The 26,411-nt window shown below is 76.2% G+C and carries 27 protein-coding genes; 13 read left to right on the top strand and 14 right to left on the bottom strand.

Translation table 11 applies throughout. The features are described from left to right. Positions 1–67: 67 nt before the first annotated feature. Entirely contained in the window at positions 68–1,540 is a 1,473-nt protein-coding gene (locus tag AB0953_RS17330; protein WP_366860321.1) for a condensation domain-containing protein, read from the top strand. Between the two features lie 330 nt (positions 1,541–1,870). On the opposite strand, the gene AB0953_RS17325 is transcribed toward AB0953_RS17330, so the two are convergent. Further along, a complete protein-coding gene (locus tag AB0953_RS17325) occupies positions 1,871–2,140 on the bottom strand; it encodes a hypothetical protein (RefSeq protein WP_366860320.1) in 270 nt (89 codons plus the stop codon). 257 nt (positions 2,141–2,397) lie between these two features. Here AB0953_RS17325 and AB0953_RS17320 point away from each other — a divergent pair, with 257 nt between their 5' ends. From AB0953_RS17320 to AB0953_RS17310, 3 genes are all read left to right on the top strand, one after another. Beyond that, positions 2,398–2,736 (top strand): thioredoxin domain-containing protein, encoded by a 339-nt coding sequence (locus AB0953_RS17320; RefSeq protein WP_366860319.1) that lies wholly within the window; start codon positions 2,398–2,400, stop codon positions 2,734–2,736. A gap of 137 nt (positions 2,737–2,873) precedes the next feature. Next, a complete protein-coding gene (locus AB0953_RS17315; protein ID WP_366860318.1) occupies positions 2,874–4,061 on the top strand; it encodes a cytochrome P450 in 1,188 nt (395 codons plus the stop codon). Positions 4,062–4,066: 5 nt separating this feature from the next. Then, on the top strand, positions 4,067–4,282 hold the full coding sequence (locus AB0953_RS17310) for a ferredoxin (RefSeq protein ID WP_366860316.1): 216 nt from the start codon (positions 4,067–4,069) through the stop codon (positions 4,280–4,282). Between the two features lie 125 nt (positions 4,283–4,407). Here the strand turns inward: AB0953_RS17310 and AB0953_RS17305 are convergent, their stop codons facing one another. Both AB0953_RS17305 and AB0953_RS17300 read right to left on the bottom strand, forming a co-directional pair. After that, the gene (locus tag AB0953_RS17305) at positions 4,408–4,611 is read right to left on the bottom strand and encodes a cold-shock protein (protein ID WP_366860315.1); all 204 of its coding nucleotides are present in this window, start codon (positions 4,609–4,611) and stop codon (positions 4,408–4,410) included. A 137-nt stretch (positions 4,612–4,748) separates the two neighbouring features. After that, on the bottom strand, positions 4,749–5,108 hold the full coding sequence (locus AB0953_RS17300; RefSeq protein WP_366860314.1) for an HGxxPAAW family protein: 360 nt from the start codon (positions 5,106–5,108) through the stop codon (positions 4,749–4,751). A 111-nt stretch (positions 5,109–5,219) separates the two neighbouring features. Here AB0953_RS17300 and AB0953_RS17295 point away from each other — a divergent pair, with 111 nt between their 5' ends. Then, positions 5,220–5,774 (top strand): MarR family transcriptional regulator, encoded by a 555-nt coding sequence (locus AB0953_RS17295; protein ID WP_366860313.1) that lies wholly within the window; start codon positions 5,220–5,222, stop codon positions 5,772–5,774. A 131-nt stretch (positions 5,775–5,905) separates the two neighbouring features. Then, positions 5,906–7,282, top strand: a complete 1,377-nt coding sequence (locus AB0953_RS17290) for a DEAD/DEAH box helicase (protein ID WP_366860437.1) — start codon at positions 5,906–5,908, stop codon at positions 7,280–7,282. Between the two features lie 40 nt (positions 7,283–7,322). Here the strand turns inward: AB0953_RS17290 and AB0953_RS17285 are convergent, their stop codons facing one another. The 3 genes from AB0953_RS17285 to AB0953_RS17275 all read right to left on the bottom strand — a co-directional run bounded on the left by AB0953_RS17285 (position 7,323) and on the right by AB0953_RS17275 (position 9,670). Beyond that, positions 7,323–8,213, bottom strand: a complete 891-nt coding sequence (locus AB0953_RS17285) for a class I SAM-dependent methyltransferase (RefSeq protein ID WP_366860436.1) — start codon at positions 8,211–8,213, stop codon at positions 7,323–7,325. Positions 8,214–8,557: 344 nt separating this feature from the next. Further along, complete coding sequence (locus AB0953_RS17280) at positions 8,558–9,109, bottom strand: hypothetical protein (RefSeq protein WP_366860312.1); 552 nt, start codon at positions 9,107–9,109, stop codon at positions 8,558–8,560. A gap of 48 nt (positions 9,110–9,157) precedes the next feature. Then, positions 9,158–9,670 carry an SRPBCC domain-containing protein gene (locus AB0953_RS17275; protein ID WP_366860311.1) on the bottom strand — a complete coding sequence of 171 codons (513 nt, stop codon included), beginning with the start codon at positions 9,668–9,670 and terminating at the stop codon, positions 9,158–9,160. Between the two features lie 425 nt (positions 9,671–10,095). On the opposite strand from AB0953_RS17275, the gene AB0953_RS17270 reads away from it, so the two are divergent. The 3 genes from AB0953_RS17270 (at position 10,096) to AB0953_RS17260 (ending at position 15,400) form a co-directional block, all read left to right on the top strand. Further along, positions 10,096–10,539 carry a hypothetical protein gene (locus tag AB0953_RS17270; RefSeq protein ID WP_366860310.1) on the top strand — a complete coding sequence of 148 codons (444 nt, stop codon included), beginning with the start codon at positions 10,096–10,098 and terminating at the stop codon, positions 10,537–10,539. 122 nt (positions 10,540–10,661) lie between these two features. Then, positions 10,662–12,533, top strand: a complete 1,872-nt coding sequence (locus tag AB0953_RS17265) for an RNA ligase family protein (RefSeq protein ID WP_366860309.1) — start codon at positions 10,662–10,664, stop codon at positions 12,531–12,533. After that, positions 12,533–15,400, top strand: a complete 2,868-nt coding sequence (locus tag AB0953_RS17260) for a poly(A) polymerase (protein WP_366860308.1) — start codon at positions 12,533–12,535, stop codon at positions 15,398–15,400. Before AB0953_RS17265 ends, AB0953_RS17260 begins: the two co-directional genes overlap by 1 nt. Before the next feature lie 72 nt (positions 15,401–15,472). Here the strand turns inward: AB0953_RS17260 and AB0953_RS17255 are convergent, their stop codons facing one another. Together AB0953_RS17255 and AB0953_RS17250 are read right to left on the bottom strand one after the other, a co-directional pair. Next, positions 15,473–16,417 carry an NADP-dependent oxidoreductase gene (locus AB0953_RS17255; RefSeq protein ID WP_366860307.1) on the bottom strand — a complete coding sequence of 315 codons (945 nt, stop codon included), beginning with the start codon at positions 16,415–16,417 and terminating at the stop codon, positions 15,473–15,475. A 131-nt stretch (positions 16,418–16,548) separates the two neighbouring features. Continuing rightward, the gene (locus AB0953_RS17250; protein WP_366860306.1) at positions 16,549–17,463 is read right to left on the bottom strand and encodes a LysR family transcriptional regulator; all 915 of its coding nucleotides are present in this window, start codon (positions 17,461–17,463) and stop codon (positions 16,549–16,551) included. 181 nt (positions 17,464–17,644) lie between these two features. On the opposite strand from AB0953_RS17250, the gene AB0953_RS17245 reads away from it, so the two are divergent. Next, the gene (locus AB0953_RS17245; RefSeq protein WP_366860305.1) at positions 17,645–18,382 is read left to right on the top strand and encodes an SDR family oxidoreductase; all 738 of its coding nucleotides are present in this window, start codon (positions 17,645–17,647) and stop codon (positions 18,380–18,382) included. Between the two features lie 15 nt (positions 18,383–18,397). On the opposite strand, the gene AB0953_RS17240 is transcribed toward AB0953_RS17245, so the two are convergent. The 3 genes from AB0953_RS17240 to AB0953_RS17230 form a co-directional block, all read right to left on the bottom strand. Then, the gene (locus tag AB0953_RS17240; RefSeq protein ID WP_366860304.1) at positions 18,398–19,474 is read right to left on the bottom strand and encodes an RNA ligase (ATP); all 1,077 of its coding nucleotides are present in this window, start codon (positions 19,472–19,474) and stop codon (positions 18,398–18,400) included. A 164-nt stretch (positions 19,475–19,638) separates the two neighbouring features. Next, positions 19,639–20,370: a peptidoglycan-binding domain-containing protein gene (locus AB0953_RS17235; RefSeq protein ID WP_366860303.1), complete on the bottom strand. Its 732-nt coding sequence runs from the start codon at positions 20,368–20,370 to the stop codon at positions 19,639–19,641. A 155-nt stretch (positions 20,371–20,525) separates the two neighbouring features. Further along, the gene (locus tag AB0953_RS17230; protein ID WP_366860302.1) at positions 20,526–21,908 is read right to left on the bottom strand and encodes an MFS transporter; all 1,383 of its coding nucleotides are present in this window, start codon (positions 21,906–21,908) and stop codon (positions 20,526–20,528) included. Positions 21,909–22,457: 549 nt separating this feature from the next. Between AB0953_RS17230 and AB0953_RS17225 the strand changes: the two genes are divergently transcribed. Then, positions 22,458–22,637, top strand: a complete 180-nt coding sequence (locus AB0953_RS17225; protein WP_366860301.1) for a hypothetical protein — start codon at positions 22,458–22,460, stop codon at positions 22,635–22,637. Positions 22,638–22,644: 7 nt separating this feature from the next. Here the strand turns inward: AB0953_RS17225 and AB0953_RS17220 are convergent, their stop codons facing one another. Continuing rightward, positions 22,645–22,968, bottom strand: coding sequence for a hypothetical protein (locus tag AB0953_RS17220; protein ID WP_366860300.1), 324 nt, complete (start codon positions 22,966–22,968; stop codon positions 22,645–22,647). Between the two features lie 106 nt (positions 22,969–23,074). Between AB0953_RS17220 and AB0953_RS17215 the strand changes: the two genes are divergently transcribed. Beyond that, positions 23,075–23,536 (top strand): hypothetical protein, encoded by a 462-nt coding sequence (locus AB0953_RS17215; protein WP_366860299.1) that lies wholly within the window; start codon positions 23,075–23,077, stop codon positions 23,534–23,536. 129 nt (positions 23,537–23,665) lie between these two features. Here AB0953_RS17215 and AB0953_RS17210 read toward each other — a convergent pair whose 3' ends face one another. Continuing rightward, positions 23,666–24,763, bottom strand: a complete 1,098-nt coding sequence (locus AB0953_RS17210) for a M20 family metallopeptidase (protein WP_366860298.1) — start codon at positions 24,761–24,763, stop codon at positions 23,666–23,668. Positions 24,764–24,796: 33 nt separating this feature from the next. Continuing rightward, positions 24,797–25,810 (bottom strand): transcriptional regulator, encoded by a 1,014-nt coding sequence (locus tag AB0953_RS17205; RefSeq protein ID WP_366860297.1) that lies wholly within the window; start codon positions 25,808–25,810, stop codon positions 24,797–24,799. A gap of 124 nt (positions 25,811–25,934) precedes the next feature. Between AB0953_RS17205 and AB0953_RS17200 the strand changes: the two genes are divergently transcribed. Next, complete coding sequence (locus AB0953_RS17200) at positions 25,935–26,339, top strand: DUF3224 domain-containing protein (RefSeq protein ID WP_366860296.1); 405 nt, start codon at positions 25,935–25,937, stop codon at positions 26,337–26,339. Positions 26,340–26,411: the final 72 nt, after the last annotated feature.

The following is a 26,411-nucleotide window of genomic DNA, read 5'->3' as shown; positions in this document are numbered from 1 at the left end:
CGTCACTTCCGAAGCCCGGGTGTCGTTAGGGCCTCGGGGTTGACTTGGGGGCGAAGGGATGGCGTTGATGCGGCAGTTTCCTGTGGAGATGCACGGCATGGCACCCGGCCGGGTCGTCGAGTGGCGGCTCCGGTCCACCGCGGGGCCGGAGCCGGCCGGGGAGGGCAGGTGGGCTTCGTTCAACCAGGACAAGCACTTCACCGTCGCCGAGGAGAGCCGTTGCGCCGACGACCCGGTCGCGTCCTGGGTGGCCGTGACCTTCGAGGTGGAGGGAGCGCTGGACGAAGGGGCCCTGGCCGGGGCGCTGCTGGCGTTCGTACGGCGCCACGAGGTGCTGCGGTGCACCTTCCGGCGGCTCGCCGGGGAGCTGGCGTGCGAGCCCATCGCGCCGGGTGAACTGGCCCTGGAGGCCGTGCCCGTGGCCTCCTTCGACTCGAACCGGGAGCTGGTCGGCTTCCTGTCGGAGCGGTTCAAGCGGAGCATCGACACGCTGTCCTGGCCGCTGTTCACGATGGGCGCCGTGCTGCGCGAGGACTCCGCGACCGTCTACCTGGCCTTCGACCACATCGTCTGCGACGGCCTGTCGATGCCGGTCGTGGTGCAGGACGTACAGGGCGCGTACGAGGCGCTGCGGCGCGGCGGGGAGCCCTCGGCGGCGCCCGCGCCGTCGTACCTCGACTTCGCCGAGGAGCAGCGCCGCCGCTACCTGTCCTTCGACGCCGACGACGCACGCCTCGGCTACTGGAAGGAGTTCGTCGCGCGCGGCGGCGGGGCGTTCTTCCCCCGCTTCCCGCTCGACCTCGGCGTGGCGCCCGGCCGGATGTACCCGATCGTCAACGAGGCCTCCGAGCTGTTGGACGCCGGCGAGGCCGAGGTGTTCGAGAAGGCGTGCCGGGAGGTCGACGGCAAGCCGTTCATGGGCGTGCTGGCGGCCGTCGCCGTCTGCCTGCGCGAGGCCGGCGGGCCGGGGGTCTACCGGGGGTTCATGCCGGTGAGCGAGCGTGGCCGGGCGGGGTGGGCGGACGCGGTCGGCTGGTTCGTCAACACCATGCCGATCGAGTTCGACGCCTCGCCCGGGCGGGACTTCGGGCAGGTGATGGCCGGGGTGCGGGAGGGGTTCGGCGAGATGATGCGCCACATCGACGTGCCGTTCGTGCGGGCCTGGCAGCTGCTGGCGCCCGAGGAGTTCGCCGCCCGCTCGTGGCCGTACCCGGTGAACTTCTTCTCGTACATCGACACGCGCAAGGTGCCGGGCGCGGGGCGGCACGAGGAGTGGCGGCCCGCGACGCACGTGTGGTCGGCGCGCGCCAACGGCGTCTGCTCCTGGTTCCAGCGCGACGCCCACGGCCTGCACATGAACTCGATCTACGTGGACACGCCCGCGGCGCGGCGCACCATGGAGGGCTTCCAGGAGGCGCTGCGCCGGACGGTCCGGGAGATCGCCCGGCACGGCTCCTTCGGCCGGCCGCTGGCGCTGGCCGCGCCCCGCGGGCCGGTCGGCGCGGCGCTCGGGGTGAGCGCGGTCGCCCCCCGGGGCTGAGGGAGGGGGCCGGGCCCGCGCCAGGCGTCGGCGGGGCGGCGCGGCAGGAGAGCCCGTTCGAGCCCGTTCGCGGCCGTCGCCGGTGCCCGAGTCCGCCCGTGCGAACCGGACACGGACCTCCTCGCGCCGCCCGGCCCGCTCCGGCAGGCCTCCCCGCACGCTCGGCAGCAGGTGGCGGGCGCGCAGCGCCGGCTCCCGGGCCGGGCGCCGACCAGCGGGAGCACCGCCGCCGGGCCCTCGCCGTGGGGACGGCGACCGCCCGGTTCAGCTCGACCACCCGGAAGGGGGCCGGTGGCCGGGCGCCCGACCAGAGCGGCGAGAGCGGCGCGGTCAGCGGCTGTCGCCCGCCCAGTCCCAGTGGCCCGGATCCTCCGCCCGGCGGCGGTAGTGGGCCCGGCCGCCCGCCCCGTAGCGGCCTATCTCCGTGGGGAGGGCGGCCTCCTCGGCCAGACGGCGGGCGCTCCAGCCCGTGACGTCGAGCAGGAGCCCGTCGAGGGGGCCGCCCACGAGTTCGCCGTAGACGTGGCCGGGGCGCGGGCCGGGGTCGGGGTCTTCGTGGTCGGCGCCGTAGACCCGGCGCCGGAGCATCCTGTCGTCCATGCCGCCAGCTTCACAGGCGGCACTGACAACGCACCGCGGCGGCGGTGGCGCCCCCGGTCGCAGGACGGCCCGGAATGCCGGCCCGCATGGCGGGCTCCGGCGGTATCCGGAGGGGCCGGCCCGTGGCCGGTCCGGGGCCGGGGCGATGATGGGCTCAGCGCACGGCACGCGGCGGACGGCGCCGGGGGCCGCGGCGGGCAGGAACGGCAACCGGACCAGCAACAGCAACAGCAACAGCAACAGGAGCACCGCCGCACATGGCACCTCACATCCACCGCCCGCAGGAGGACGCGGAGTTCGACTTCATCCTCCGGATGGCGCCGGGGCCGGTCCTCGCCTACTTCACCGGGACCTGGCCCAAGGCCCTGGAGGCCTGCCGGGCGATGGACGCGCTCGTGGCCGAGGCGGTCGAGGAGTTCGGCCCGCGGCTGACGGCCGTGCGGACGGACATGACCCGCTGCCCGGCCACGACCAGGCGGTTCGGCGTCACGGGCGCCCCCACCGCCGTCGTCGTCGCGGAAGGCGAGGCCGTGGCCCACGCGGCCGGCCCGCTGTCGCGCACGGAGCTGCGGGCGCTCCTCGAGGCGCACCTCTGACGGGTGGGGCGCCTTCGGGCCACTGCGGGGAAAGGTGCGCTGTCTGGCCGAAAGTGGCATAGGTGGGATAGGTGCCCAGGGCATGTAATGGGTTTCAGGCGAGACGGAAACACGGAACCATGCCGATGAGGTGCTGCATGTCAGAAACCGTTGCCTTCCCCCAGGACCGAACCTGCCCCTACCACCCGCCCGCCGCCTACGAGCCGCTCCGCGCGGGCCGGCCGCTGTCCCGCGTGACGCTTTTCGACGGCCGCTCGGTGTGGGTGGTCACCGGGCACGCCGAGGCGCGCGCCCTGCTGGCCGACGCCCGCTTGTCCTCCGACCGCGACCGTGCTTCCTTCCCCACCCCCACCAAGCGCTTCAAGGGCCTGCAACGGCGCCGCACCGCCCTGCTCGGCGTGGACGACCCCGTGCACAACACCCAGCGCCGCATGCTGATCCCGAGCTTCACCCTGAAGCGGACGGCGGCCCTGCGGCCCCGCATCCAGGAGACCGTGGACCGGCTGATCGACGCGATGGTCGCGAACGGCCCGCAGGCGGAGCTGGTCAGCGCCTTCGCCCTGCCCGTGCCCTCGATGGTGATCTGCGCGCTGCTCGGGGTCCCGTACGAGGACCACGAGTTCTTCGAGGAGCAGTCCAGGCGGCTGCTGCGCGGCCCGGAGCTCTCCGACGTGGAGACCGCCCGCGACCGGATCAACGGCTACCTGGCCGATCTGATCGAGCGCAAGCGGGCGGAGCCGGGCGAGGGGCTGCTCGACGAGCTGGTCGCCCGGCGGCTGGAGAGGGGCGAGACGGACGTCGAGGAGCTGGTCTCGCTGGCCGCGATCCTGCTGATCGCGGGACACGAGACCACGGCCAACATGATCTCGCTCGGCACCTTCACCCTGCTGCGCCACCCCGAGCAGCTCGCCGAGCTGCGCGCCGACCCCGCGCTGCTCCCGGCCGCGGTGGAGGAGCTGATGCGCTTCCTGTCGATCGCGGACGGCATGCTCCGGGTGGCGACCGAGGACATCGAGGTCGCCGGGACGGTGATCCGCGCGGACGACGGGGTGGTCTTCTCCACCTCCGTCATCAACCGCGACGACGCGGTCTTCGCGGAGCCCGACGTCCTGGACTGGCACCGTCCCGCCCGCCACCACCTGGGCTTCGGCTTCGGCATCCACCAGTGCCTGGGGCAGAACCTGGCGCGGGCCGAGATGGAGATCGCGCTGGGCACGCTGTTCGAGCGGCTGCCCGGACTGCGACTGGCGCAGGAGCCGGAGCGGATCCCGTTCAAACCGGGCGACACGATCCAGGGCATGCTCGAACTGCCCGTGGCCTGGTGAGCGGCGTGTCCGACCGGCGTGGCGTCGCCGGCATCGACATCGACACCGCCGTCTGCATCGGCGCGGGCCAGTGCGCCCTGACCGCACCGGACGTCTTCACCCAGGACGACGACGGGTTCAGCCGGGTGCTGCCCGGCCGGGAGGGCGGCCACGGCAGCCCGCTGCTGCGCGAGGCGGTACGGGCCTGCCCGGTCGCCGCGATCACCCTCCGGGAGGCCTGACTCCCGCCGGAAGGCCGGCCCCGCCGGGCCGTACGGGCCGGCCTTCCGGCCCGTACGGCAGTGGGCCCCACCCGAAGCCTCGGGCGGGGCCCACTGCCGTCACAGGGCAATCGTGTGAAGCGGCGTCACTGGGGGACGACCTTCTCCGCCTGGGGGCCCTTGGGGCCCGCGACGACCTCGTACTCGACCCTCTGGTTCTCCTCCAGCGACCGGTAGCCGGACGACTGGATGGCGGAGAAGTGGACGAACACGTCGGGGCCGCCCTCGTCCTGCGTGATGAATCCGAATCCCTTCTCGGAGTTGAACCACTTCACGGTGCCTGTTGCCATCGGTGCCGATCCTTACTCAACGTTCCGCGCGGGCCGCACGTACGGTGCAGCCGTCTCGATCCTGCCCGTCCGTCCCGTACGCCACACCCGGTGTGCGGCCAACCGGGGACCGCTCGAACTGCTGCCCGCTTCCGAGGTCAGGCGGTGCCGTCCGGGGCGGGCGAGAGTTCGGCCGCCCGGGTCCCGGAAGCCGCGGCGGCCCGGCCTGCGGCCCGGCAGCCCAGGCAGTCCTCGTGGCCGGCGCCGGCGGCGGCGTCCCGGACCCGCCAGTCCCACGCCGAGGCGGGACGGGGGCCGCTCGGCTTTCCCCAGCCGGCGAGGTGCAGCAGCCAGGTGGCCAGGCCGGCCGCGAGGACGAGGGCGAGGCCGATCCACAGGCCTGGCGCCCAGGACAGGCAGATGCCGACGGCCGCCGCGGCGCTGCCAAGTATGGCCAGGGCGGTGCCGGTCCACCCGGCGACGGTGTGTCCGAGGTCGACGTGTCCGTGCGCGCTCATGGTTCTCCCGAAGTAGGCTCGGCCTGGACAGAACATTTACCTCGCGAGATAAACATCTGACGAAGGAAGTATCTCGCGAGCTAAGTAACTTAGATGCTAAGGAGTACTTGGGTGCAGGGCAAGTCCCGCCCCCCGGCCACGGCCGGGGAGGCGATCTCCCGTATGGACCACTACGTCGCCCTCGGCCTGATCGGCCAGCAGGAGGTGGCGCAGCTGCTCGGGCTCAACGTCACGGACCTGACCTGCCTGGGCCACATCCTGGGAGCCGGGGAGCAGCCGCTCTCGGCCGGCGACCTGGCCGCCCTGACCGGCCTCACCACCGGCGCCGTCACCGGCGTCCTGAACCGCCTGGAGCGCGCCGGGTACGCCGAGCGCCGGCCGGACCCGGCCGACCGGCGCCGGGTCCGCGTGGTGGCGCACCCCGCGGCCGCCCGGCGGGTGGTGGAGGTGTACGAGCCGTTCTACTCCCGGCTCGCCGCGGTGTTCGCCGAGTACACCCCCGACGAGGTCGCCGTCATCGCCGACTGGTTCGCCCGCGCGACCGCGGAGGCCCGGGCGCACCTGGCCCGGCTGCGGTCCGGTGAGCTGGGGCCCGCCTCCAAGGAGGCGCTGGAACCCCCGATGGTAAAATTTCCCTTTTCGTGTCCCACGGAAGGCTCTGCATGAGGAACCCGTCACCCTACGGGCGTTTCGGCGTCAGGCCCACGGCCAAGGCCGCCCCGAAGGGCGCCGCCAAGGCCGGCGCCCGAACGGCCGGCAAGGCCCCGCGCGCCACCGCCCTGCAGGGCGAGTTCGCGATGCCGGAGCCGACGGCCCCGGCCCTGCCGCCGGCGGAGTCGTTCGCCGAGCTCGGCCTGCCCGCCGAGCTGCTGCGGACGATGGCGGAGTCCGGGGTGACGCAGCCCTTCCCGATCCAGGCCGCCACCCTGCCCAACTCACTGGCCGGCCGCGACATCCTCGGCCGCGGGCGCACCGGCTCCGGCAAGACCCTTGCCTTCGGCCTGGCCCTGCTGGCGCGCACCGCGGGCCGCACGGCCGATCCGAAGCGGCCGCTGGCCCTGGTCCTCGTACCGACGCGCGAGCTGGCCCAGCAGGTGACCGAGGCGCTGAGCCCGTACGCACAGGCCCTGGGGCTGCGGATGGCCGCGGTGGTCGGCGGGCTGTCCATCGGCCGTCAGGTCAGCGCGCTGCGCACCGGCGCGGAGGTCGTCGTGGCCACCCCCGGGCGGCTGAGCGATCTGGTGGGCCGGCGTGACGTGCACCTGGAGCGAGTGCGGATCACGGTGCTGGACGAGGCCGACCAGATGTGCGACATGGGCTTCATGCCGCAGGTCACCGAGATCCTGGACCAGGTGCACGCGGACGGGCAGCGGATGCTCTTCTCGGCCACCCTGGACCGCAATGTCGACCAGCTGGTCCGCTCGTACCTGAAGGACCCGGTCTCCCACTCCGTCGACCCGTCGGCCGCGACGGTGTCCACGATGGACCACCACGTCCTGCACATCCACGCGGCGGACAAGTACTCGTCGGCGACCGAGATCGCCGCCCGCGAGGGCCGGGTGCTGATGTTCCTCGACACCAAGCACGGCGTGGACCAGTTCGTGAAGCACCTGCGGGCGATGGGCGTACGGGCGGAGGGGCTGCACAGCGGGAAGTCGCAGCCGCAGCGCACCAGGACCCTGGCCCGCTTCAAGGAGGGCGCGGTCACGGTACTCGTCGCCACGAACGTCGCCGCCCGCGGCATCCACATCGACGACCTGGACCTCGTCGTGAACGTGGACCCGCCGGCCGACCACAAGGACTACCTGCACCGGGGCGGCCGGACCGCCCGGGCGGGCGAGTCGGGGAAGGTCGTCACGCTGGTCACCCCGAACCAGCGCAGGGACATGGTCCGGCTGATGTCGGACGCCCGGATCCGGCCGACGATCACCCAGGTCCGCTCCGGCGAGGCCGCCCTGAGCCGGATCACCGGGGCCAAGACCCCGCCCGGCGTGCCGCTGGCCGGCGCCGAGCCCACGGACGCGAAGGGCCGCCCCTCCGGGTCGGAGCTCGGCTTCCGCGGGATGGGCAGCCGCCCGGGCCGCTCCGGCAAGGGCAAGGAGTCCCGCAAGACCGCCGAGGCCAAGGCCCTGGCCGAGGCCCGCCGCGCGGCCCGCGTCCGGCGCGGCCGCTGACTGCGCCGGCCGCCGACGGCTCGGCGCCGCGGCGGCCGGCTCAGCGGCGCTTGCGCCGCTGAGCCACGATCGCCCGCGTGACGACCGGCGGGAGCACGTCCTTGGCGAGCTTGCGCCAGGCCGCGCCGGGCCGCGGGCGCTGTGCGGGCCGGGGCGCCGGCGCGGACGTCGCGGCGGCGGGCTCGGGAGCCGGGCGCAGCGGCTTCGGCTGCCGCGGCGGGACGGCTCCGTGGTCGCCGATGCGGACCAGCGGCTGGCCGGCGACGACGTCCACCCCGTGCCACAGGTCCTCGCGGCCTTCCAGCCAGGCGAGCAGCGCCGACCGGTAGGGGGCGGGGTCGTCCCAGGTGGCGTACAGCTTCGACGCCGACACGCAGATCAGGTGCAGGTCGTCGGTGGCCACCGCGCCCCAGACCGCGGCGGCGACGCCGGGACAGTGCTCGGAGCGGTAGTCGTCGAAGACCACGACCGCGCCCGGGGCGGCCACCTTCTTCGAGGAGGCGATGTCCTGGACGACGTGCTCGTAGAGGTGCGAGGCGTCGATGTGGACGAACCGGCAGCTCGCCGGGCGCACCCGGTCGGCCACCACGGAGGTCGGGGCCTGGATGAGGGTCGGCAGGGACTCGTGGAAGGCCAGGTAGTTCGTCTCGAACCCGCGGCGGGTCAGGGTGGGGTACGAGTCCTGCGTCTCCGCCAGGTTGGACTCGTCCGGGGCGGGCGAGCCGAAGAGGTCGCAGACCGTGAACTCCTCGCCGCCCCGAAGGTAGCCCCCGAGGAAGATCGCGCTCTTGCCCATGAACGCACCGAGCTCCAGGAGATCGCCCGGCTCGTGCCCGCTTTCGTTCTGGTGCGTCAGGAACCAGTCGAAGAGCGCCTGGTCGTAGTCGGAGAACCACCCGTCGACCTGGCCGTAGGCGGTGGGAACGGGCAGGGCCGGCTCGCCGTCGGGGGTGGTGACGGGAGCTTGCGTAAGGTGCGACACGGAGTGCAGCCTCCAGTGGACGGCATGGGATCGGCGCTGATACCTGGCCAGGTAGCCAGACCTTAAACCTCCGGATGGGTGAATGACGAGACCATCGGGCAGAGGAGCGAAATCCTCGGCCGCCACCTCCTTATTTTGCCCCTTTTTGTCAAGGTTCATCCCCGCGTCGAGTCCCTCGCGCGAGGGGTCCCTCCCGCCGTCGGCGGCCCGCGGCGCCGGCAACTTCCGTGCGGAGGCCGGGAGTCCGAGCAGAGCCGCCGCAACTGCGGCCCCGGTGCCGGGTGGTGGCGCGATCAGGCCGTGAGGCTGCGGCGGCGCAGGCGGCCGGCGGCGGCGTTGCGGACGCGGCGGGTGCGGGCCGATGCGGCGAGCAGGCCGAGGGCCTCGTACGAGGTGAGCAGCTGGGCCGCGGTGCGCTGGCACCAGTCGGAGGCGCCGGTGAGGTCCTCGGCCGACCACGGCTCGCCGGCGCCGATCGCCTTGAGCAGGGCCCACTCGCGCAGCCGGCGGGCCGGGAAGGCGCGCTCGCCGAGGGCGGCGCCCAGGGCGCGGGCCCAGGCGGGGAAGCGGGGGTCGTCCAGGAGCCGGGCGGCGCGGCGGTCGAGGTGGGTGACCACCGCGCTCTCGGCCATCACCGGGTCGGGATCGCGGAGCACTTCGGCCACGGCCGCGGCCTCGGCCCGGTCCGCGGCATCGGGGTCGGGGCCGGCCTCGGGGCCGCCCGCGGCCGCCGCGGCCAGGGCTTCGAGGTGCCGGGTGTAGCGCCAGTGCTCGGGCGGGGCCGCCCCCTCGGCGCCCTCCGCCGGGCCGGCCCCCTGGCGTATCAGGTTGTCTGCTGTCCCCATACGGCCCATTCCACACGACCGCCGCGGGCGGCCGGCGGGCAGGGTGGCTCAGTGCGCCGGACCGGGTGCGGTGCCGCCGGGCGGCCCGGGCAGCGGAGCCCCCGTCTCCAACAAAGTCTTCAGGCTGCTCGCGAGCCTCGGCCAGGCCCGGCCGCACATGTCGATCAGGGTGCCGCCCGGCTCGAAGCCCTCGTGCAGGATCGTCAGCCGCGCCAGGGTGTCCCCGACCGGCTCGATCTCGTACGTCACCTTCGTGCGCGGCTGCGCGGCGAGCTCGGCCCGCAGCTCCTCCGGGACCCCGACGGACTCCGCCCACTCGGGGGTGAAGGTGTGCCAGGTGTACGACAGCCTGCGGTCCGGGACGCAGTCGAGCACGACCTGCTCGGGATCGCGGGTGCGGGCCCCGCGCTCGACCCACTCCATCTGCGAGCCCACCGCCCAGTCGGTCTCGAAGGTCACGCCCCAGTACCGGCGGGTGTAGGCCGGTTCGGTGAGGGCCTGCCACACCCGGGCGGGATCGGCCTGGATGTAGAGGGTGTAGGTGATCGCACTGTCGGTCATGCCCCCCATGCTGCGGGACCGCGGGCCGCGGAGGCCGGATTTCCCCGGCCGCGGCGACCCGATTCCCAACCTTCCCTTTACCAAAACCACACCTCCCCATTACCTTTCCGCGCCGCGTCCTGGTACCGTCTCCGTGCGGACTGGCGGAATGAACCCCTCCGGTCCGACCACGTGAGGACCACCCCGACCGCGGCATCCGGGGCAGGTCCGGCCGCCCCGGCACGCCCGCCCGGGGCAGGGCCCCGCCCCGGAACCGAGGGGGCCCGGAAGCCGCAGCCACCCCCCGCCCCCACCGGCGCGGGGGCGCAGGGGGCCCCGCACCGAACGGGGCCGAACGATTCCGCACAGGGGCCCCGTCGGGGCCGGGCTCACTCGTACGCGTGACGGCTTGGGTGCCGGGGCCGTTCGTCGGGCAGGGTGGGCGGATGGACTTACGCCGGGTCGTACTGCCCCTGCCGCTCGTTCTCGCCGTGCTGGCGCCGACCGCCGGGTGCGTGACCGTCCGGCCGCACGGACCGGCGGCGGCCGGGGGCGCGGCCCGCGGCGAACGCGTGGTCGAAGCCCTGCCGTTGGGGCCGCTGCCGACGTCGGCGCCGACGCCCTCGCCCTCCCCGACTCCCTCCGGCGACCCGGCGCCGGAGGCACCGCGGCCGCCCGCCGTACGGTACGACGGCCCCCGGCCCACGCCCCCGCGCCGGGCCGGGGGCCGGCCCGCGCCCCGCCCCGAGCACCCGGCGAAGGCGCCGGCCACGCCGCTCCGACGGCCCGCGGAGGCGTACCCGGTGCCGGGACACGGCTATGACATGGCCGCGCTCTGCGAAGCGGCCAAGGGCAGGGTCTCCCCGGCCATCGTCGCCCTCTGCCGCTGAGACGGCCCGGCGCGGCGGCCGCTGCCGGCCTTCCGGTGCAGGGACGGGGGGTTAATGGGTGGAGCGGGGGGCTTCGGATACCTACAGTGACCAGGCACCACCTCGTCCGGCAGGAGCCCGTCATGCGCACCCCCTACCCCCGCACCCCGCATCTGCCCTGGTCGCCCGGGGCCGCCGCGGACGACGTGCGGGCCGGCTCCCTGGCGGGGTTCGCCGGGCGCGAGGTCGTGGTGACCGAGAAGCTCGACGGCGAGAACACCACCCTGTACGCGGACGGCCTGCACGCACGCTCCCTCGACTCCGGCCACCACCCGTCGCGGGCCTGGGTCAAGGGCCTGCAAGGCCGCATCGGCTCCGGCATACCCGCCGGCCGGCGGATCTGCGGGGAGAACCTGTACGCGCGCCACTCCCTGCCCTACGAGGACCTGGACAGCTGGTTCTACGGGTTCTCCGTGTGGGACGCGGACCAGTGCCTGGACTGGGACCGGACCGTGCGCTTCCTCCACGGCCTGGGGATTCCCGTGCCGCGCGTGCTGTGGCGGGGCGTCTTCGACGAGCGGGCGCTGCGCAGGCTGCGCCTCGACACCTCCCGCCAGGAGGGGTACGTCGTGCGGACCACCGCCGGCTTCGCCCGCGCGGACTTCGGCCGCTGCGTGGCCAAGTGGGTGCGGGGCGGCCACGTGCAGACCGACACGCACTGGATGTACGCCGCGGTGGTGCCGAACGGGCTCGGCCCGCAGGCCGCCCTCTGGGCGGTGCGGTCGGGCTCCGAGCCGGACGCGGCCGCGCTGTCGGCCGGCGTCGGCATGGAGGCCGGGGCCCCGGGCGGTCCGGGCGGCCACGCCGGTCCCGAAGGCCGCACCGGTCCCAAAGACCATGCCGCCCCCGCAGGCCATGCCGCCCCCGGCCCGGACGTCGTCGCCGAAGTGACCGGCCGCCTGGACGCGTTGGGCCGTACCGGCGATGCCCGGCTGGCCGGGGTCCTGGCCGCCGTACTGCACCGCGCGCCCCGCGCCCGGATCGCGGCGCGGCTGGCGGCGGGCCCGGCCGGGATGCCGCTGGCCCGGCGCGTCGCCGACCTGGTCGGGCTGTACCCGCGGCTGCGGCGGCCCTTCCCGGACGCCGAACGCCGGGCCGGGCTGGTCCGGATGGCCGCCGCGGCCGACCTCGGGGTGCTGCACGCGCTGGCGGTGGCCGCGGGCGGGCCGGCCGGGGGTCCGGCGGATGCCGGGGCGCGGGAGTGCGTGGAGTGGTCGGCGCTGTACGCGCAGGATGAGGGGCTGTTCGGCCCCGACCCGCTGGGCCCGCTGCGGGCGGGGCTGCGCACGGCCCTCGCCGGGCTGGACGCGGACGCGGCCGACCGGTGCTGGGCCGAGGCCCGCGAGGCCTTCGGGCGGGGCGGGATCTCCACCCCCGAGGAGGCCGTGGCCGCGACGTGGCGCTGGCGCGGCGGCGGCTTCCCCCGGCTGGTGCAGCTGTGCGGGCCCTCGGGCAGCGGGAAGAGCACGTACGCCCGGAGCCTGCCGGGCGTGGCCGCGTACATCAGCCTGGACGACCTGCGCACGGCCCGGGGCTCGCGCGCCGACCAGCGGTCCAACCCGGACGTGCTGCGCGAGGGGCTGGACCGGCTGGACGCGGCGCTCGCCGCCGGTGGCACCGTCGTGTGGGACGCCACCTCCCTCACCGGGCAGCAGCGCGGGCTGGCCGGCGCGGTCGCGGCCCGGCGCGGCGCGCTGGTCACCCATGCCGTGGTGCTGGTCGAGGAGGCGGAGCTGGTCCGGCGCAACGCCCTGCGTCCGCATCCGGTGCCGCCGCAGGTGCTCACCTCCCAGCTGCACCGGTTCAGCCCGCCGTATCCGGGCGAGGCGCAGGCGCACCGCACCCATTACATCGGGGCGTCCGGCACCGTCGAGGACACCGCGGGCGGCCTCGGGACGGCCGGCACCGCCGGGACCCCCGGTACCGTGGACGGCGGGAACGGCGGGAACGGCTGATGCGTACCAGTGAGCAGCTCTACCACCGGATCCAGTGGGACCCCCGCTTCGACCCGGCGCGGTTCGTGATCGGGCTGCACCAGCGCGGGGCCGCGCCGAAGCGGGTGCCGTTCCACTCGTTCGTGCCCGGCGGGGAGATTCCCTGGCACCGGGTGCTGTTCGTCGAGGCGGACGGCGAGCTCGTCTGGGACCGGGCCACCGGCGTCGACCGGATCGACTCCACCACGGCCGGGCGGGTCCGCGACCCCCGCCTGCTGCGGGCCCCGTTCTTCACCGCCCGGACCCCGCACGCCTGGGACCCGTCGGGCGGCGGTGCCTGGCGCCCCGCCGAGGGCCGGGACGGGACCGGTGCACCGTCACGGGTGCGGCTGCTGACCTGGAACACCCTGTGGGACCGGTACGACGCCCCGCGCATCGACACCGCCCGGCGCCGGCCGCTGCTGCTGGCCGAGCTGGAGGCCGCCGACGCCGACGTCATCGCGCTGCAGGAGGTCGAGCCCGAGCTGCTCGGCATGCTGCTGGCGCAGCCGTGGGTGCGGGCCCGGTACACGGTGGGCACCGACCCGGCCGGCAAGGACGTCGCCTCCAGCGGGCTGCTCGTGCTGAGCCGGCTTCCGGTGGCGGAGGCGGGCCTGCACGTGCTCGGGCCGTACAAGGCCGTGTCCGCCGTGACGGTGCGCACGGCGGCCGGGCCGCTGGTCGTCGCCTCCGTCCACCTGACGAGCGATCACAGCGAGAACGGGGCGGACCGGCGCAGCGCCGAACTGGCCCGGATCGCCGAGGGGCTGGGCGGCATCGAGGCCGACGTGGCGCTCCTCGGCGACTTCAACGACGGCCGCGGCGGGGCCGAGGGGCCCGCGGCCGCGCTGGCGATGCGGGACGCCTGGAGCGAGGTGCACGGGGCGCAGGACGGCACGCCGACGTTCGACCCGGTGGCCAATCCGCTGGCGGCGGTGGGCAGCCTGTCGGGACGGCCCGGCCGGCTGGACCGCATCCTGCTGCGCTCGGCCGGGGCACGGGTCGGTCGGGCCGCGCTGCGGGGCGATTCGCCCGCCGCGGAGGGCCTGTTCGTCTCCGACCACTACGGGCTCGAGGCCACCGTGGAGCTCGCCGGGCCGGACGGCGGCGCAGGGGGCGCCGCGGTGCTCGACGTGCCGGCGACAGCGCGGACGGCGGTGGCGTGGCTGCCGCCCCGCGATCCGGTCGTGGACGGGCTGCGACAGGCGCACGACCCGGGGTACCGGCGGTGGCCGGCGCACGTGAACCTGCTGTTCGGGTTCGTGCCGGAGTCCTCCTTCGAGGAGGCGCTGCCGCTGCTGGCCGAAGCAGCGGCGGGCCGGGCGCCGTTCCCGGTCCGGATGGCCGGGGTGCACGGCTTCGGGCACCGGGAGGACGCCACGGTCTGGCTGGACCCGGCGGCGGTCGGCGAGGCGCCCTGGCAGGAGCTGTGGCAGGCGCTGGCCGCGCGGTTCCCGGGATGCCGGGGCCGCGGTGACGGGTTCACCCCGCACCTGACGCTCGGACGCAGCCGGGACCCGCAGAGGGCGGTGGCCGATTTCGCCGCCCGGCTGGGCGAGGGCGGCCGCAGGGCCCGCGTCGGGGAACTGGCGGTGCTCTCGCGCCGCGGGGACGAGCCGATGCGGGTACGGGCGACGGTGGAGCTGGGGACCGGCGCGGTCCGGTGGCTGCCGGAGCCGGGACCGCAGGCCGAGGAGGCCCCGCAGGCCGAGGAGGCGGCGCGGGCCGAGTCGCTCGCCGCGGCGATCGGGCAGGCCCTGGGCGAGGGGGTGGTCCACCTCGCCGGGTCCCGGCGGATGGGCTGCGCCCTGCCGGGGGCCGACCTGGACCTGGTGGCCGCGCTCCCGGGCACCCCCCGGATCGCGGAGGTGCGCGAGCGGGTCGCGGCGGCGCTGCCGCGGGCCGGGCGGCTGCGCGAGGTCACCGGCGCGCGGGTGCCGGGGCTGCGGCTGCGGGCCGACGGGCTGGACGTGGACCTGGTGGTCGTCGCCACCGGGGCGCTGGATCCGGCGCGCGCGGTGGAGCGGCGGGCCGAGCTCGGCGAGGCGGCGGCGACCGCCCTGAGCGCGGTCGGCGACGCCGAGGCGGTACGGGCCTTCGTGGGCGACGAGGGCCCCCGGCAGGCAGCGTTCACCGCGCTGGCCCGGCAGGTCAAGGCCTGGGCGCGCGCCCGCGGCCTGGACTCGGCTCCGTTCGGGGGGCTGCCGGGTCTGGCCTGGGCGGTCCTGGCGGCCCGCACGGCCCGGGAGGCCGCCGACCTCTCCCCGGCGGCCCTGCTGCGCGAGTTCTTCGGCACCTGGGCCGCCTGGGACTGGCGCATCCCGGTCGCCCTGGCCGCCCCGCCCGGGCAGCCCGACGCGGACCCGGACCCCGGCCCCCTCACGGTCCTCACCCCGTCCGCCCCGGTCCGCACCTGCACGGCGCAGGTCCTGCCAGGGCTGCGCGACCTCCTGGCCCAGGAGCTCTACCAGACCTGGGAGCACCTGGAGGCGGACCCCGCCGCCGGGGCCGGGGTGCCCGGTCCGGTACCCCTGCACCGGCGGCACGCGGCGTGGGCGGTGGTGGACGTACGGGCGGCGTCGGAGGCGGAGTTCGAGGAGCTGCTCGGGCGGGCCCGGGGCCGGATGCGCGCGCTGCTCGGCGCGCTCGCCGAGGCGGGCGTGCACGGCGCGCACGCCTGGCCGCGCCCCTTCGACACCTCGGCCACCGCGGCCCGCTACGCGATCGGACTCGGCCAGGACCCCCCGGACGCGGCACGCCTCGCCGCGATCGCGCGGGGCTGGTCCGCGGACCTGCGGGGGGTCGGCGTGCAGCACGCGGACGGCGGGGCCGTGCCGACGCTGCACTGACCCGGTCCCCGCCGTCCGGGGCGGCGCCCCGGGCGGTCTTCCGGGCGGCGGGCCGCGGCAGCGGCCCGCCGGTCAGAGTTCGATGACGATCTTGCCGGCCGTGTGGCCCTCCTGGTTGAGGGCGAAGGCCTCGGCCAGGTCGGCCAACGGGAAGGTCTTCGCGACGGTGACCCGGAGCTGCCCGGCGTCGGCCAGCCGGCCCAGCTCGGCGAGGTCGCTGCCGACGGGCCGCACCCACATCCACTGCCCGCCCGCGCCGAGCACGGTGTGGTCGGCGATGGAGGCGTGGCGGCCCCCCTCGGCCAGGACCGCCCGCGTGACGTCGAGGACCCCGCCGACGAAGTCCGCGGCGACGGTGACTCCGTCGGGGGCGAGTGCCCGGACCCGGTCCACCAGCCCCTCCCCGTACTCCACGGGATCGCACCCGAGTTCGCGCAGCCGGTCGTGGTTGCGCGGCGAGGCGGTGCCGATGACGCGCGCGCCCAGCGCACGGGCGATCTGCACCCCGATCGACCCGACCCCGCCCGCCGCGCCGTGGATGAGCACGGTGTCGTCCTTGCCGGTGGCGAGCCGCGTCAGCAGCTGGTACGCGGTGAGCCCGGCCAGCGGCAGCCCGGCGGCCTCCGCCCAGCCGAGCGACGCGGGCTTGGCCGCGAGGGCGCGTACGGGCACGCTCACGTACTCCGCGAAGGTGCCGCCGTGCACGTGGTCCTTGCGCGCGTACGCCATGACCTCGTCGCCCACGGAGAATTCGGGCACGTCGATCCCGAGCCGCTCGACCGTTCCGGAGACGTCCCAGCCGGGGACCACCGGGTACACGACGTCCATCAGGCCGTCGAGGCCACCCGCCATGATCTTCCAGTCGACGGGGTTGACCGCGGCGCACCTGACCTTGACGAGGACCTCGCCGGGCGCGACCTTCGGCAGCGGCAGCCTGGTCTCGCGGAGCACTTCCGTCCCGCCGTACCTTTCGTACGCCATCGCCCGCATGGTGTCCTGCTGACGCTCCTGGGACATCGGCCCGACCTCTCGTGAGCTGGTGAAATCGATCCTTGCGACATCCCACCACGAAGGGCCGCGCCGACGGCGGCAGCCGCGGCGGGCGTGGCGCGGACGTGCGGCCGTGCGTGCGGCCGTGCGCGCCGCCGTCAGGCGCCGTCGGCCGGGGCGAGGCGGACGCTGCGGGTGACGGTCTCCAGGAAGGCCGCCGTGAGCGGGTCGGGGTCCGGGCGCGTGTAGGCGGCCAGCAGGCGCCGCACCGGCGGTTCCGGTCGCAGCACCCGGCCCGCGAAGCCGGGCGGCAGGACGCTCTCGGGCACGAGCGCGGGCCCCAGCCCGGCCGCGGCCAGCAGGGGGGCCGCGGCGGTCTGCTCGGTCCGTACGGCAGCCTGCGGCCGGAAGCCGGCCGCCTCGCACGCCCGGTCCACCACCTCGGCCAGCCCGTTGCCGGGGGCGTAGTGCACCCACGGCCGGTCGGCGAGGTCCGCGAGCCGCACCCGGCCGGAGGCCGGCTCCCCGCCCGGCGCCGGCTCCGCGGGGCCGGGCGCCGCCGGAACCGCGACGACGAACTCCTCGTGCCCCAGCTCCCGCACCGGCCCGTCCCAGGCGCCGGGCGCGGGCCCGACGGCGAGGTCGGCCCGGCCGGCCGCCATGGCGGCGGTCAGGGCGTCGGTGTGCGGGAACTCCAGCAGCCGCACGCGGGTGCGCGGGTGGCGCTCGTGCCAGAGGCGCAGGACGGGAAGGAGCAGCCCGAGGGTGACCGAGTAGACGGCGGCGACCTGGATCTCACCGCCGTCCAGGCCCGCGGCCCGGCGTGCGGCGGTACGGGCGCGTTCGGCGTCGGCGAGCGCGGCGCGGGCGTGCGGGAGCATGGCGCGGCCCGTGGGGGTGAGCCGGACGCCCCGGGGCAGCCGCTCCAGCAGCGGGCCCCCGGCGTCCCGCTCCAGGGCGCGCACCTGGTGCGAGAGCGCGGGCTGCGAGACGTGGAGCAGCTCGGCGGCGCGGGTGAAGGAGCCGGTGTCCACGACGGTGACCAGGTATGCGAGCTGACGCAGCGTTGCCATGAGCAGAGGTTATGGCAGCGGTAGAAACCAAGTCTTGGACGTATGGCCTCCGCCCGGGAGAGAGTCGTGGCCAAGGCCGGCCGCACCGGGCCGGAGCCCGCCGGGGCCGGTCCGCGACCGGTCCCCCCACGCCCGCGCCTGCGCGAGCGCATGCGCCTCCACCTACGCAAGGACCGTTCCCATGCACACCTCTCTTCTGCACGACTCGCTCGACGGCCGGCGGATCGTCGTCATCGGCGCCGGATCCCGCATCGGGCGCCGGCTGGCGCAGGCCGCGTCGGCGGCGGGCGCCGAGCTGGTCCTGGCCGGGCCGGACACCGGCCGCCTGGAGGCGACCGCGGCCACGCTGAACGGACGCCCGGCGCTGGTGCGGCCCACCGACCTCACCGACGAGGACGCGATCGCCGCGCTCGCCACCGCGGCCGACCGCGTCGACCACGTGGTGTCGACCGCGGCCGCCCCCGCCAACGGGCCGGTGGCCGGGCTCGACCTCGCCGACGTGCAGCGGGCGTTCGCCGCCAAGGTGTTCGGCCCGCTACTGCTCGCCAAGCACCTGGCGGGCCGGATGAACGAGGGCGGCTCGTTCACCTTCTTCTCGGGGGTCGCGGCGTGGCGGCCCGCCCCCGAGCGGGTCGTCATGGCCACGGCCAACGGCGCGCTGGCGTTCCTCGTCGAGGCGCTCGCCGTCGAGCTGGCCCCTCTGCGGGTCAACGCCGTCTCCCCCGGAATCATCGACTCCGGCGCCTGGGACCGGCTCGGCGCGGGCAAGGAGGCCTTCCTGCGGGGCGCGGCCGACCGCAACCCGGCCCGCCGGACGGGCACCCCCGACGACGTGGTGCGGTCGGTGCTGTACGCGGTCGGCAACCCGTTCGTCACCGGCACCGTCCTGCACGTCGACGGCGGCGCCCGCCTGGTCTGAGCGCGGCGGCAGCCGTCACTCGTACTCGGTGCCGCCCTTGCGCGTCAGGTACGCCGGGCTGACCGCCTTGGCGATGGCCCGGCCGCCGACCACCGGGCTGTACCGCTCGGCGGCCGGGCGGATGACGACGCCCTCGCGCAGGTGCACCGCGCGCCCCGACACCGTCTCCCGGCCGCTCGCCAGCTCCAGCACGGCATCGAGGTCGTACGGGCCCTCGAAGAGCCTCGGTACGAGCGGCAGCTCGCCGTCCGCGAGCAGTGCGGCCGGGTCCAGCCAGCGCACCTGTCCGTCGATCTCGGCGGACACGTCGAACACGGCGTACCCCGGCGCCTGCCCCGCGGAGCGCGCATCGGTCCCGTACGCCAGGTCCTGCACGCCGGCCCCGTACACCTCGCCGAAGACGCCGATCCGGCTCGCGCCGAGCCGGGCCGCCAGCTTCGCGGCGACCTCGGCGACGCCGTGGCCGCGGACGGCCCGCCAGTAGAGGTTGCGCTCGTCCTCCTTCAGGGCCAGCCCCTTGGAGCCGAAGCCCTTGGAGGAGACGAGCACCCGGCCGTCCTGCGCGAGGTACGTCATCAGGCAGGCCGTGCCGTGGAGCTTCTCCGTGAGGACGACCTGCTCGCCGGCCTCGAAGAGCTGCGGGTAGCGCTGGAGGTTCTCGATGTCGACCCACGGCAGCAGCTCGGGGGCGGCCTCCACCTCGCCGCTCATGGTCGTGGGGACCGGCGGGGCCCATTTGGTGATGCCGAGGAGCTCCGCGAAGTCCGTTCCCTCGCGGGCCGCCTGAGCCAGGTCCACGTCCGCGAGGGCGGCCGGCCGGCACACCAGGCCCTGCGAGAGCTCGCCGCGCAGCCGGACCGCCTTGACCCGGTCGGCGGAGCTGCCGGCCAGGCGCCCGGTCAGGCCCAGTTCCTCGATCAGCCCGGCGGGCAGGACGGCCTGCTCGGGTATGTAGAGCGCGAACTCGCCGGTGCGGTAGGCGCCCTTGGCGACGACGGCGCGGTAGAGGCCCACCTGGGCGAGCTCCAGGGCGTCGGCGTTCGGGTGCTCGTGGACGGTCAGCTCCTCGACGGTGACCCTCAGGGTGGACATGCGGCGTCTCCTCGGACTGCGGTGGTCGTGAATGCCGGACGGCGCCCACTCTCCGTCCCGGCATTTGCGCTGGTCCAGCCGATTTACGGGGTGCTAACCTGCCCGGCCGGCCGCCTGCCCGTTGGGCTGCCCGTCCGGCTCGCGCCGCCCTGCGCCGTCCGTGCCTAGATGCCGAACGCCGCCCGGGTGGCCGGGCCGTAGACGCCCGTCGGGTCGCCCTTGATGTCCCGGTCGCGCTGGAGCTGCGCGACGCCCCGCTTGGTCTGGCCGTCGTAGACGCCGGTGACCGAGACGTACGTGAACCCCTGCCCGTACAGCCGCTGCTGGAGGGCGCTCACCTCGGGCCCGCGGTCGCCCATGCGCAGCGTTCCGGACTGGGCGGCGGCCTGGGCCGGGGCCGGAGCACCGGACGGCGGCGTCGGCTTGGCGGAGGGGCTCGGGGAGGGGCTCGGCGACGCCGGGGGCGCGGAGCTGCGTACGGGCGCCTTCGTCGAGGGCTCGGCGGTGTCGATGCTGCGGGCCGGGAGCTGCGGTATGGACAGGTCGGGCCGCTTCGCCGGGGTTTCGGGCTCCGGTTCCCGGCCGCCCGGGAGGAAGACCAGGCCGCCGGCGGCGCCGAGGAGGAGCAGGGCGAGGCCCGCCCACGGGAGCCGACCGGCCCGCTCCCGGCTGCGGGCGTGGCTGCGGCGGCCCTGCGCCGGGGCCGGAGCCGAGGCGGCGTCAGGGGCCGGGGCAGCGGCGTCGGGGGCCGCGGGGCCGGACTCCTGCGCGAAGGGGCCGGACTGCGGCCAGAGCGGAGCGGTCTGCGCCGGCGGCGCGGCCGGGTGGGTCGCGTACGGGCGTACCAGCGCGGGCTCGACGGGGTCGGGCCCGCTCTCGTCGGGGTGATGGGACACGGTGCTCTCCCGGGAGGGGGCAGGGGGCCGGCGCGGCGGTGCGGTGCCGGCCCCCGCCCGGCCGGTCGGCCCTCGGGGTCCGACCGGCGCACTCTTGCCGCCCGGCACGGTCCGGGTCAAGCCTGCTGTCCGAAGTGCCCGATCCGTCCGGGCTGTCAGCCGCTCCGGCCGTCCGCGGCGCGGGGTCCCCCGACCCGTACGGTGACGGTCAGGGTGACGGTGAGGGCGCCCAGCAGCATCAGGGCCGCCCCCGTCAGCGGGGCGGCGGCCGCGCCGATCCGGTCGACGGCGACGCCGCCGGCCAGGGCACCCGCCGCAATGGCCAGGTTGAACACGGCCACCATCAGCGAGGTGGCGGCCTCGGCGGCCGCCGGGGCGGCCGTGAGCATCCAGCGCTGGAGGCTGACGGAGACACCTCCGTACACCAGGCCCCAGGCCGGCAGCAGCACGGTCCCGGCGACCGCACCCGCCAGGGTGGCGATCAGCGCGAGGACGACGGTGAGGGCGGCGCTGACGGCGAGCAGGGTCCGGTGGGCGTCGCGCGTCCCGGCGAGGAAGTTGCCGACGACGCCGGCCGCCCCGTAGCCGAGGAGCAGGGTGCCCACGTGAGCGGCGTCGATGCCGGAGACCTCCTGGAGGACGGGCCGGACGAACGTGTAGGCCGCGAACTGCCCCGTCACCACGAGGAAGGTCACGACCACGCCGGCGCGGACGGCGCCGTTGCCGCGCAGCAGGGCGGGCAGCTCGCGGAACGTGACCGCCCGGGACGGCGGCAGCGGGGGCAGCAGCAGGAGCAGGGCGGTCAGCGCGACGAGGCCGAGGAGGCCGACCGCGCCGAAGGCGGCGCGCCAGCCGCCGAGCCCGTCGAGCTCCCCGAGCAGGGTGCCGGCCGGGACCCCGAGGACGGACGCGGCGGGAACGCCGCCGAAGACGAGGGCGGTGGCCCGGCCGACGTGCCGGTCGGGGACCAGCCGTACCGCGATCCCCCCGGCCAGCGCCCAGAAGCCGCCGATGCCGATCCCGACGAGGAGGCGGGCGGCCAGCACCACGGCGAAGTCCTGGGCGAGGGCGGCGGCGAGGTTGGCGGCGGCCATCAGCGCGATGAGCCCGCACAGCACGAACCGCCGGTCCCGCCGGCCGGCGCCGACGGCGACGAGCGGCGCGCAGCAGCCGGCGACCAGACCGGGCACCGTGACCATCAGCCCGGCCGTCCCGTCGGACACGCCGAACGCGTCCCCGACGGGGGTGAGCAGTCCCACGGGCAGGAGCTCGGAGGTGATCAGGCAGAAGATCCCCAGCGCCACGGCGATCACGGCGCCCCAGGCGCGCCGTACCGCCCGGTCGGGGGCCGGGGCGCCCGGTACGGGGCGGAGGGGGCCGGGAGCGGGGACGGCGGCCGGGGCGGCTCCGGCGGCGGTCGGGGAACCGGGCACGGACTCCTCCGCCACGGCGCGTCCGGCAGGCGGGGAACCCGGCGCGGCGGGCCGGGCGGGCGGGGAACCGGGCGTGGGCTCGTCGGGCGCGGCGGGTCGGGGCATGGGCGGGCTCCGCGGCGGGTCGGGCGGGAGGGCGGGCCGTGCAGGGGCCGGGGGTCGCGCCTCCCCCGGAACCGCACTGCCGTTCCACGTTCCCCGGCAGCCTACGGAGATTCCCGTCCGGAGCAATGGCTTCGCCGTTCGGGCGGGAGCGGACGGCCCGTCACCCGGACGCGTGAGCGCCTGGGCCTGCGAGGGCCGGCGGTGCGGCATCGTGGACGGATGCAGCTACGCCGGGCCCTGCCCCTGTCCCTCGTCGCGCTGCTCGCGAGCACCGGCTGTGTCTCCGTGGACCCGGGCCCGGCTCCGGATCCCGCGCCGGACCCGGCCCCGGCGCGCCCGTCCGTGCCGCAGGCCCGGCCGCCCGCAGGGCCGACCGCCTCCGCCCACGGCGCGTCCGCGGCGCCGTCCCCCTCGGCGCCGGCACCCCGGCCCTCCCCGTCCCCCTCGCCGTCTCCCCCGCCGCCTGCCCCGCCCTTGCCTGTGCAGCCGCAGCCGCGGGCCCCGCAGGGTGCTCCGGCCCCGGGGGCCCGACCGCCCGCCGCCCGGACCGTGAAGCCGGCCGCCTCGCCCCGGCGGGCGCATGCGCCCAAGCCCTCCCCGCCCCGGACCAAGCACCGGCAGGGCCCGGTCCCGGCGCCCGCGCCCCGCATGGACGAACTGTGCGGCGCCGCCGAGGGCACCGTGCCGCCGTCGATCGTGGACCTGTGCGTGCGCGAGTACGGCCGCTGACGCGCCCTCAGGAAGCGCCGGGCCGCCGCCCGCGGACCGCGGCGCAGCGCCGTACGGTGCTCCGCCGGGCCGTGCGCAGCCGCCGCATCGTGGTGTGGCCGCGGCGCCGCCACTCGGCCCGCGGCAGGCCCGCCCGCTGTCCTCCGCCGGTGATGAGGGCGTTGACCGGGGCGTGCGGGTCGGTGGCCATGCCCTTGGCCACCAGGACGCCGACCACGACCGGCAGCAGCGCCACGGCCAGGGCGGAGCCGGCGGTGGCCACGTGCTGCATGCGCGGGCTGCGGCGGAAGGGGCGGCGGCGGTGCGGGCCGCGCGGGGCGTCGGAGGTCATGGCCCCATTCGAGCAGCGGCGCCCGCCCCGGGAATGGGGGCGGATACTCAGGCTGTTGGCCGTGACGTACTCAAGTCCCCGGAGGCCGGAGGAAGGCGGTGGCCCCTTGACCGAGCCCGGACAGGCCTTCGAGCCGGCGACCGGCGACGGGCCGCCCGTGCCGGCCACGGCGGAGCGTGCGCGCGAGGTCCGCACGGCGTACGAGGGGCTGTTGCAGATCCGCCGTCTGGTCAACGGCGGGGCGGGCGAAGGGGTTCCCGCACCGTGGGAGCTGCGGCAGCTGCCGCGGGCGGTGGCCCTGGCCCTGGAGGCCGCGGGCCTGCCCCCGTCGGCGGTGGACGGGGAGGGCCGGCGCACCCGGACCGGCTACCGGGTCTCGGCCGGACCGGAGCCGGCGGCCGGGCGGGCGGAGGTGTCCTGGCTCGGCCCGCCCGGCAGCGGCGCTGCCCAGGAGGAGCAGGACCGCCTGACAGCCTGCGCAGCCGCCCTGGAACCGCTGGGCTGGGTCTGCCTCCTCTACCGCGGCCCGCGCCGGCGCCGCTTCCTGGAGGTCGAACCGCCGCGCTGAGCCGGGGGCCGGGGACGAGCCCGGTGACGGCGAGCGCCCGGGTCCGCGCCGGACGGCGGTCCGTGAGCCGGGGGCCTGAAGGGTGCGCTTGCCCCTGCCCGCTTTCGAGGGCTGACGCCGTCCGGCGCCTCAGCCGCGGATCGCGGTCACGAGGCCCGTGACCAGGGCGGCGCGCTCGGGCATGCGGTCGACGACCAGGTACTCGTGGTCAGCGTGGGCACCGCCGCCGACCGCGCCGAGGCCGTCGAGGGTGGGCACGCCCAGTGCGGCGGTGAAGTTGCCGTCGCTGCCGCCGCCGACGGCCTTGCCCTCCAGGCCGGGCAGCAGCTTCTTCGCCACCGCGAACAGCTCGGCGGATGCCGACTCCGGCATCGGGGGCCGGCCGACGGCTCCGTGGACCTCGATCTTGGCGCCGTCCAGGTGCGGGGCCAGGGCCGCGAACGCGGCTTCGATGCGGTCCTTCTCCCCGTCCGTCTCGACGCGGACGTCGACGACGACGACCGCCTCCGCGGGGACGACGTTGTCCAGGGTGCCCGCGGACGCGACGGTCGGGGTGACGGTGGTGCCCAGCTCCGGCCGGCCGAGCGCCGCGATGTCCAGGACCTGGTGGGCCGCCTCGATCAGGGCGTTGACCCCGGCCGCGGGCTCCAGGCCCGCGTGCGAGGCCAGGCCGGTGATGGAGACCTGGAAGGTGCCGCAGCCCTTGCGGCCGGTCTTCAGCGCCCCGCCCTCGGCGGCGCCTTCGAGGACGAGGACGGCGCCGCAGGCGCGCGCCCGCTCCTCGATGAGGGCGCGGGAGGAGTGGGAGCCGACCTCCTCGTCGGCCGTCACCAGGATCTCCACGCCCGACCGGTCCTCCAGGGCGGCCACGCCGTGGACGGCCTGGACCAGGCCGCCGAGCATGTCGAAGACGCCGGGTCCGGTGGCGTGGCCGTTCTCGACCGCGAACGGGCGGCGTTCGAGGGTCCCGAGCGGGAAGACCGTGTCGTGGTGGCCGAGGACCAGCACCCTGGGCTCGCCGCCGCCCGACCAGTGGACGTGCGGCCCGGCCTCGCTGTCGATGAGGACGGCCCGCCCGCCGAGCCGGTTCTCGAGCACCCCGGCCACCACCTGGGCCGATGCCGTCAGCGCTGCGTGGTCACGCGACGGGGACTCGACTTCCACGAGCGTCCTGAGGTCCTCCAGCATCGCCTCGACACTCACATGAACCGTCTTCTGCATCGTCATGGCGCCAGGGTAGTCGGGACGCTACGGAGCGGTTCACCGGTATCGCTCTGCGAGAACCGCGACCGTCCCGGCGACGGCCCGGCGCAGCTCGGGCGGGGAGACCACCTCGGCCTCGGCCCCCAGGCGCAGCAGGTCGCCGACGGCGACGGACTGCGTCTCCACGGGCAGGCGGACCGTGGTCCAGCCGTCGGCGTCGGCGGGCCCGGCGTCGGCCAGGGCCCGGCTCCCGGCCGCGCCGAACTGCATCGGCAGCAGCCGCAGCCCGCGCGGGGAGAGGCGTACGACGGCGGTCTGGTGGCGCAGGGCGTCGTCCAGCCGCCGGGCGGACTCCTCCCAGTACGCGGCGAGTTCGAAGCCGGGCGGGCGTACGAAGGTCCCGGGCGCGGTGTCCACGTCCAGGAACCGGGACACGCGGTAGGTCCGGTAGGTCCGGTGGCTCCCTGCGGGAGTCCCGGCGGGCCCGGCGGCGGGTTCGTCCGCCGGCCGGGCCACCAGGTACCAGATGCCGCCCTTGAGGACCAGGCCGAGCGGGTGCAGGACGCGCCCGGTGCGCACCTCGCCGTTCCAGCGGCGGTAGCCCGCGACGAGGATCCGCTGGTCCCAGACGGCCTGGGCGATCTGCGCGAGGTGCGGGACGGGGTCGGCGTCCCTGAACCAGGCCGTGGCATCGAGGTGGAAGCGGCCCTGGAGCCGCCGGGCCCGGTCGGCCAGTCCGGCGGGCAGCGCGGCCTGGAGCTTGAGCTGTGCGGCGGCGAGGTCGGCGCCCAGGCCGAGATCGCGGGCGGGGCCGGGTGTACCGGCGAGGAAGAGGGAGTCCGCCTGGCTGTCGGTGAGACCGGTGAGGCGGGTGCGGTAGCCGTCCACGAGCCGGTAGCCGCCCGCCGGTCCGCGGTCGGCGTGGACGGGGATGCCGGAGGCGCCCAGCGCCTCGATGTCGCGGTAGACGGTGCGCACGGAGACCTCCAGCTCGGCGGCGAGCTCGGGTGCGGTCATCCGGCCGCGGTTCTGCAGCAGCAGGAGCAGGGACAGGAGGCGGTCGGCGCGCATGCCGGCCATTGTCCCCGCGCCGTCCGGGGTACCTGACAGCAGGTGTCAGGTACCCCGGACAGGCTGGTTCCCGTACCGGGGCGGGACAGGCCCTCCCCGGCCCCGTCCCCCGGGAGGCTTTGCCGTGTCCATCCGCACCACGGGCCGATTCACGTTCGCCGACTGGGAGGAGCAGCCGGTCGGCCCGGCCGGCTCCGCCCCGCGGCTCGCCCGCTCCACGGTGGTGAACTCCTTCACCGGCGGGATCGAGGCCCCCTCCACCTCCTGCGCCTACACGATCACGTACACCGGGGAGAGCGTCGGCACGTTCACCGGCGTGGAGCTGCTGTCGGGCTCCGTAGACGGCCACACGGGGTCGTTCGCGCTGGAGCAGCACGGCACGTTCGACGCCGGCGGCACCCGGTGCACCTTCGAGGTCGTCCCCGGGTCGGGGACGGGCGGCCTGGCCGGGCTCTCCGGCTCCGGCGGGTTCGAGTACCGCCACGGCGAGACGTCCGTCCCGTACGTCATGACGTACGCCCTGCCGTGACGTGACGGGACGGCCGTGGCGCCGGTGGCGGCTGTGACAGCCGTGGCGGCCGTGATGCCCGTGACAGCCGTG

This window comes from Streptomyces sp. NPDC046866 (assembly GCF_040704625.1).
Taxonomy (GTDB): domain Bacteria; phylum Actinomycetota; class Actinomycetes; order Streptomycetales; family Streptomycetaceae; genus Streptomyces.
The sequence above is the reverse complement of the archived record's forward strand: the minus strand, read 5'-3'. Positions and strand labels throughout refer to the sequence as shown.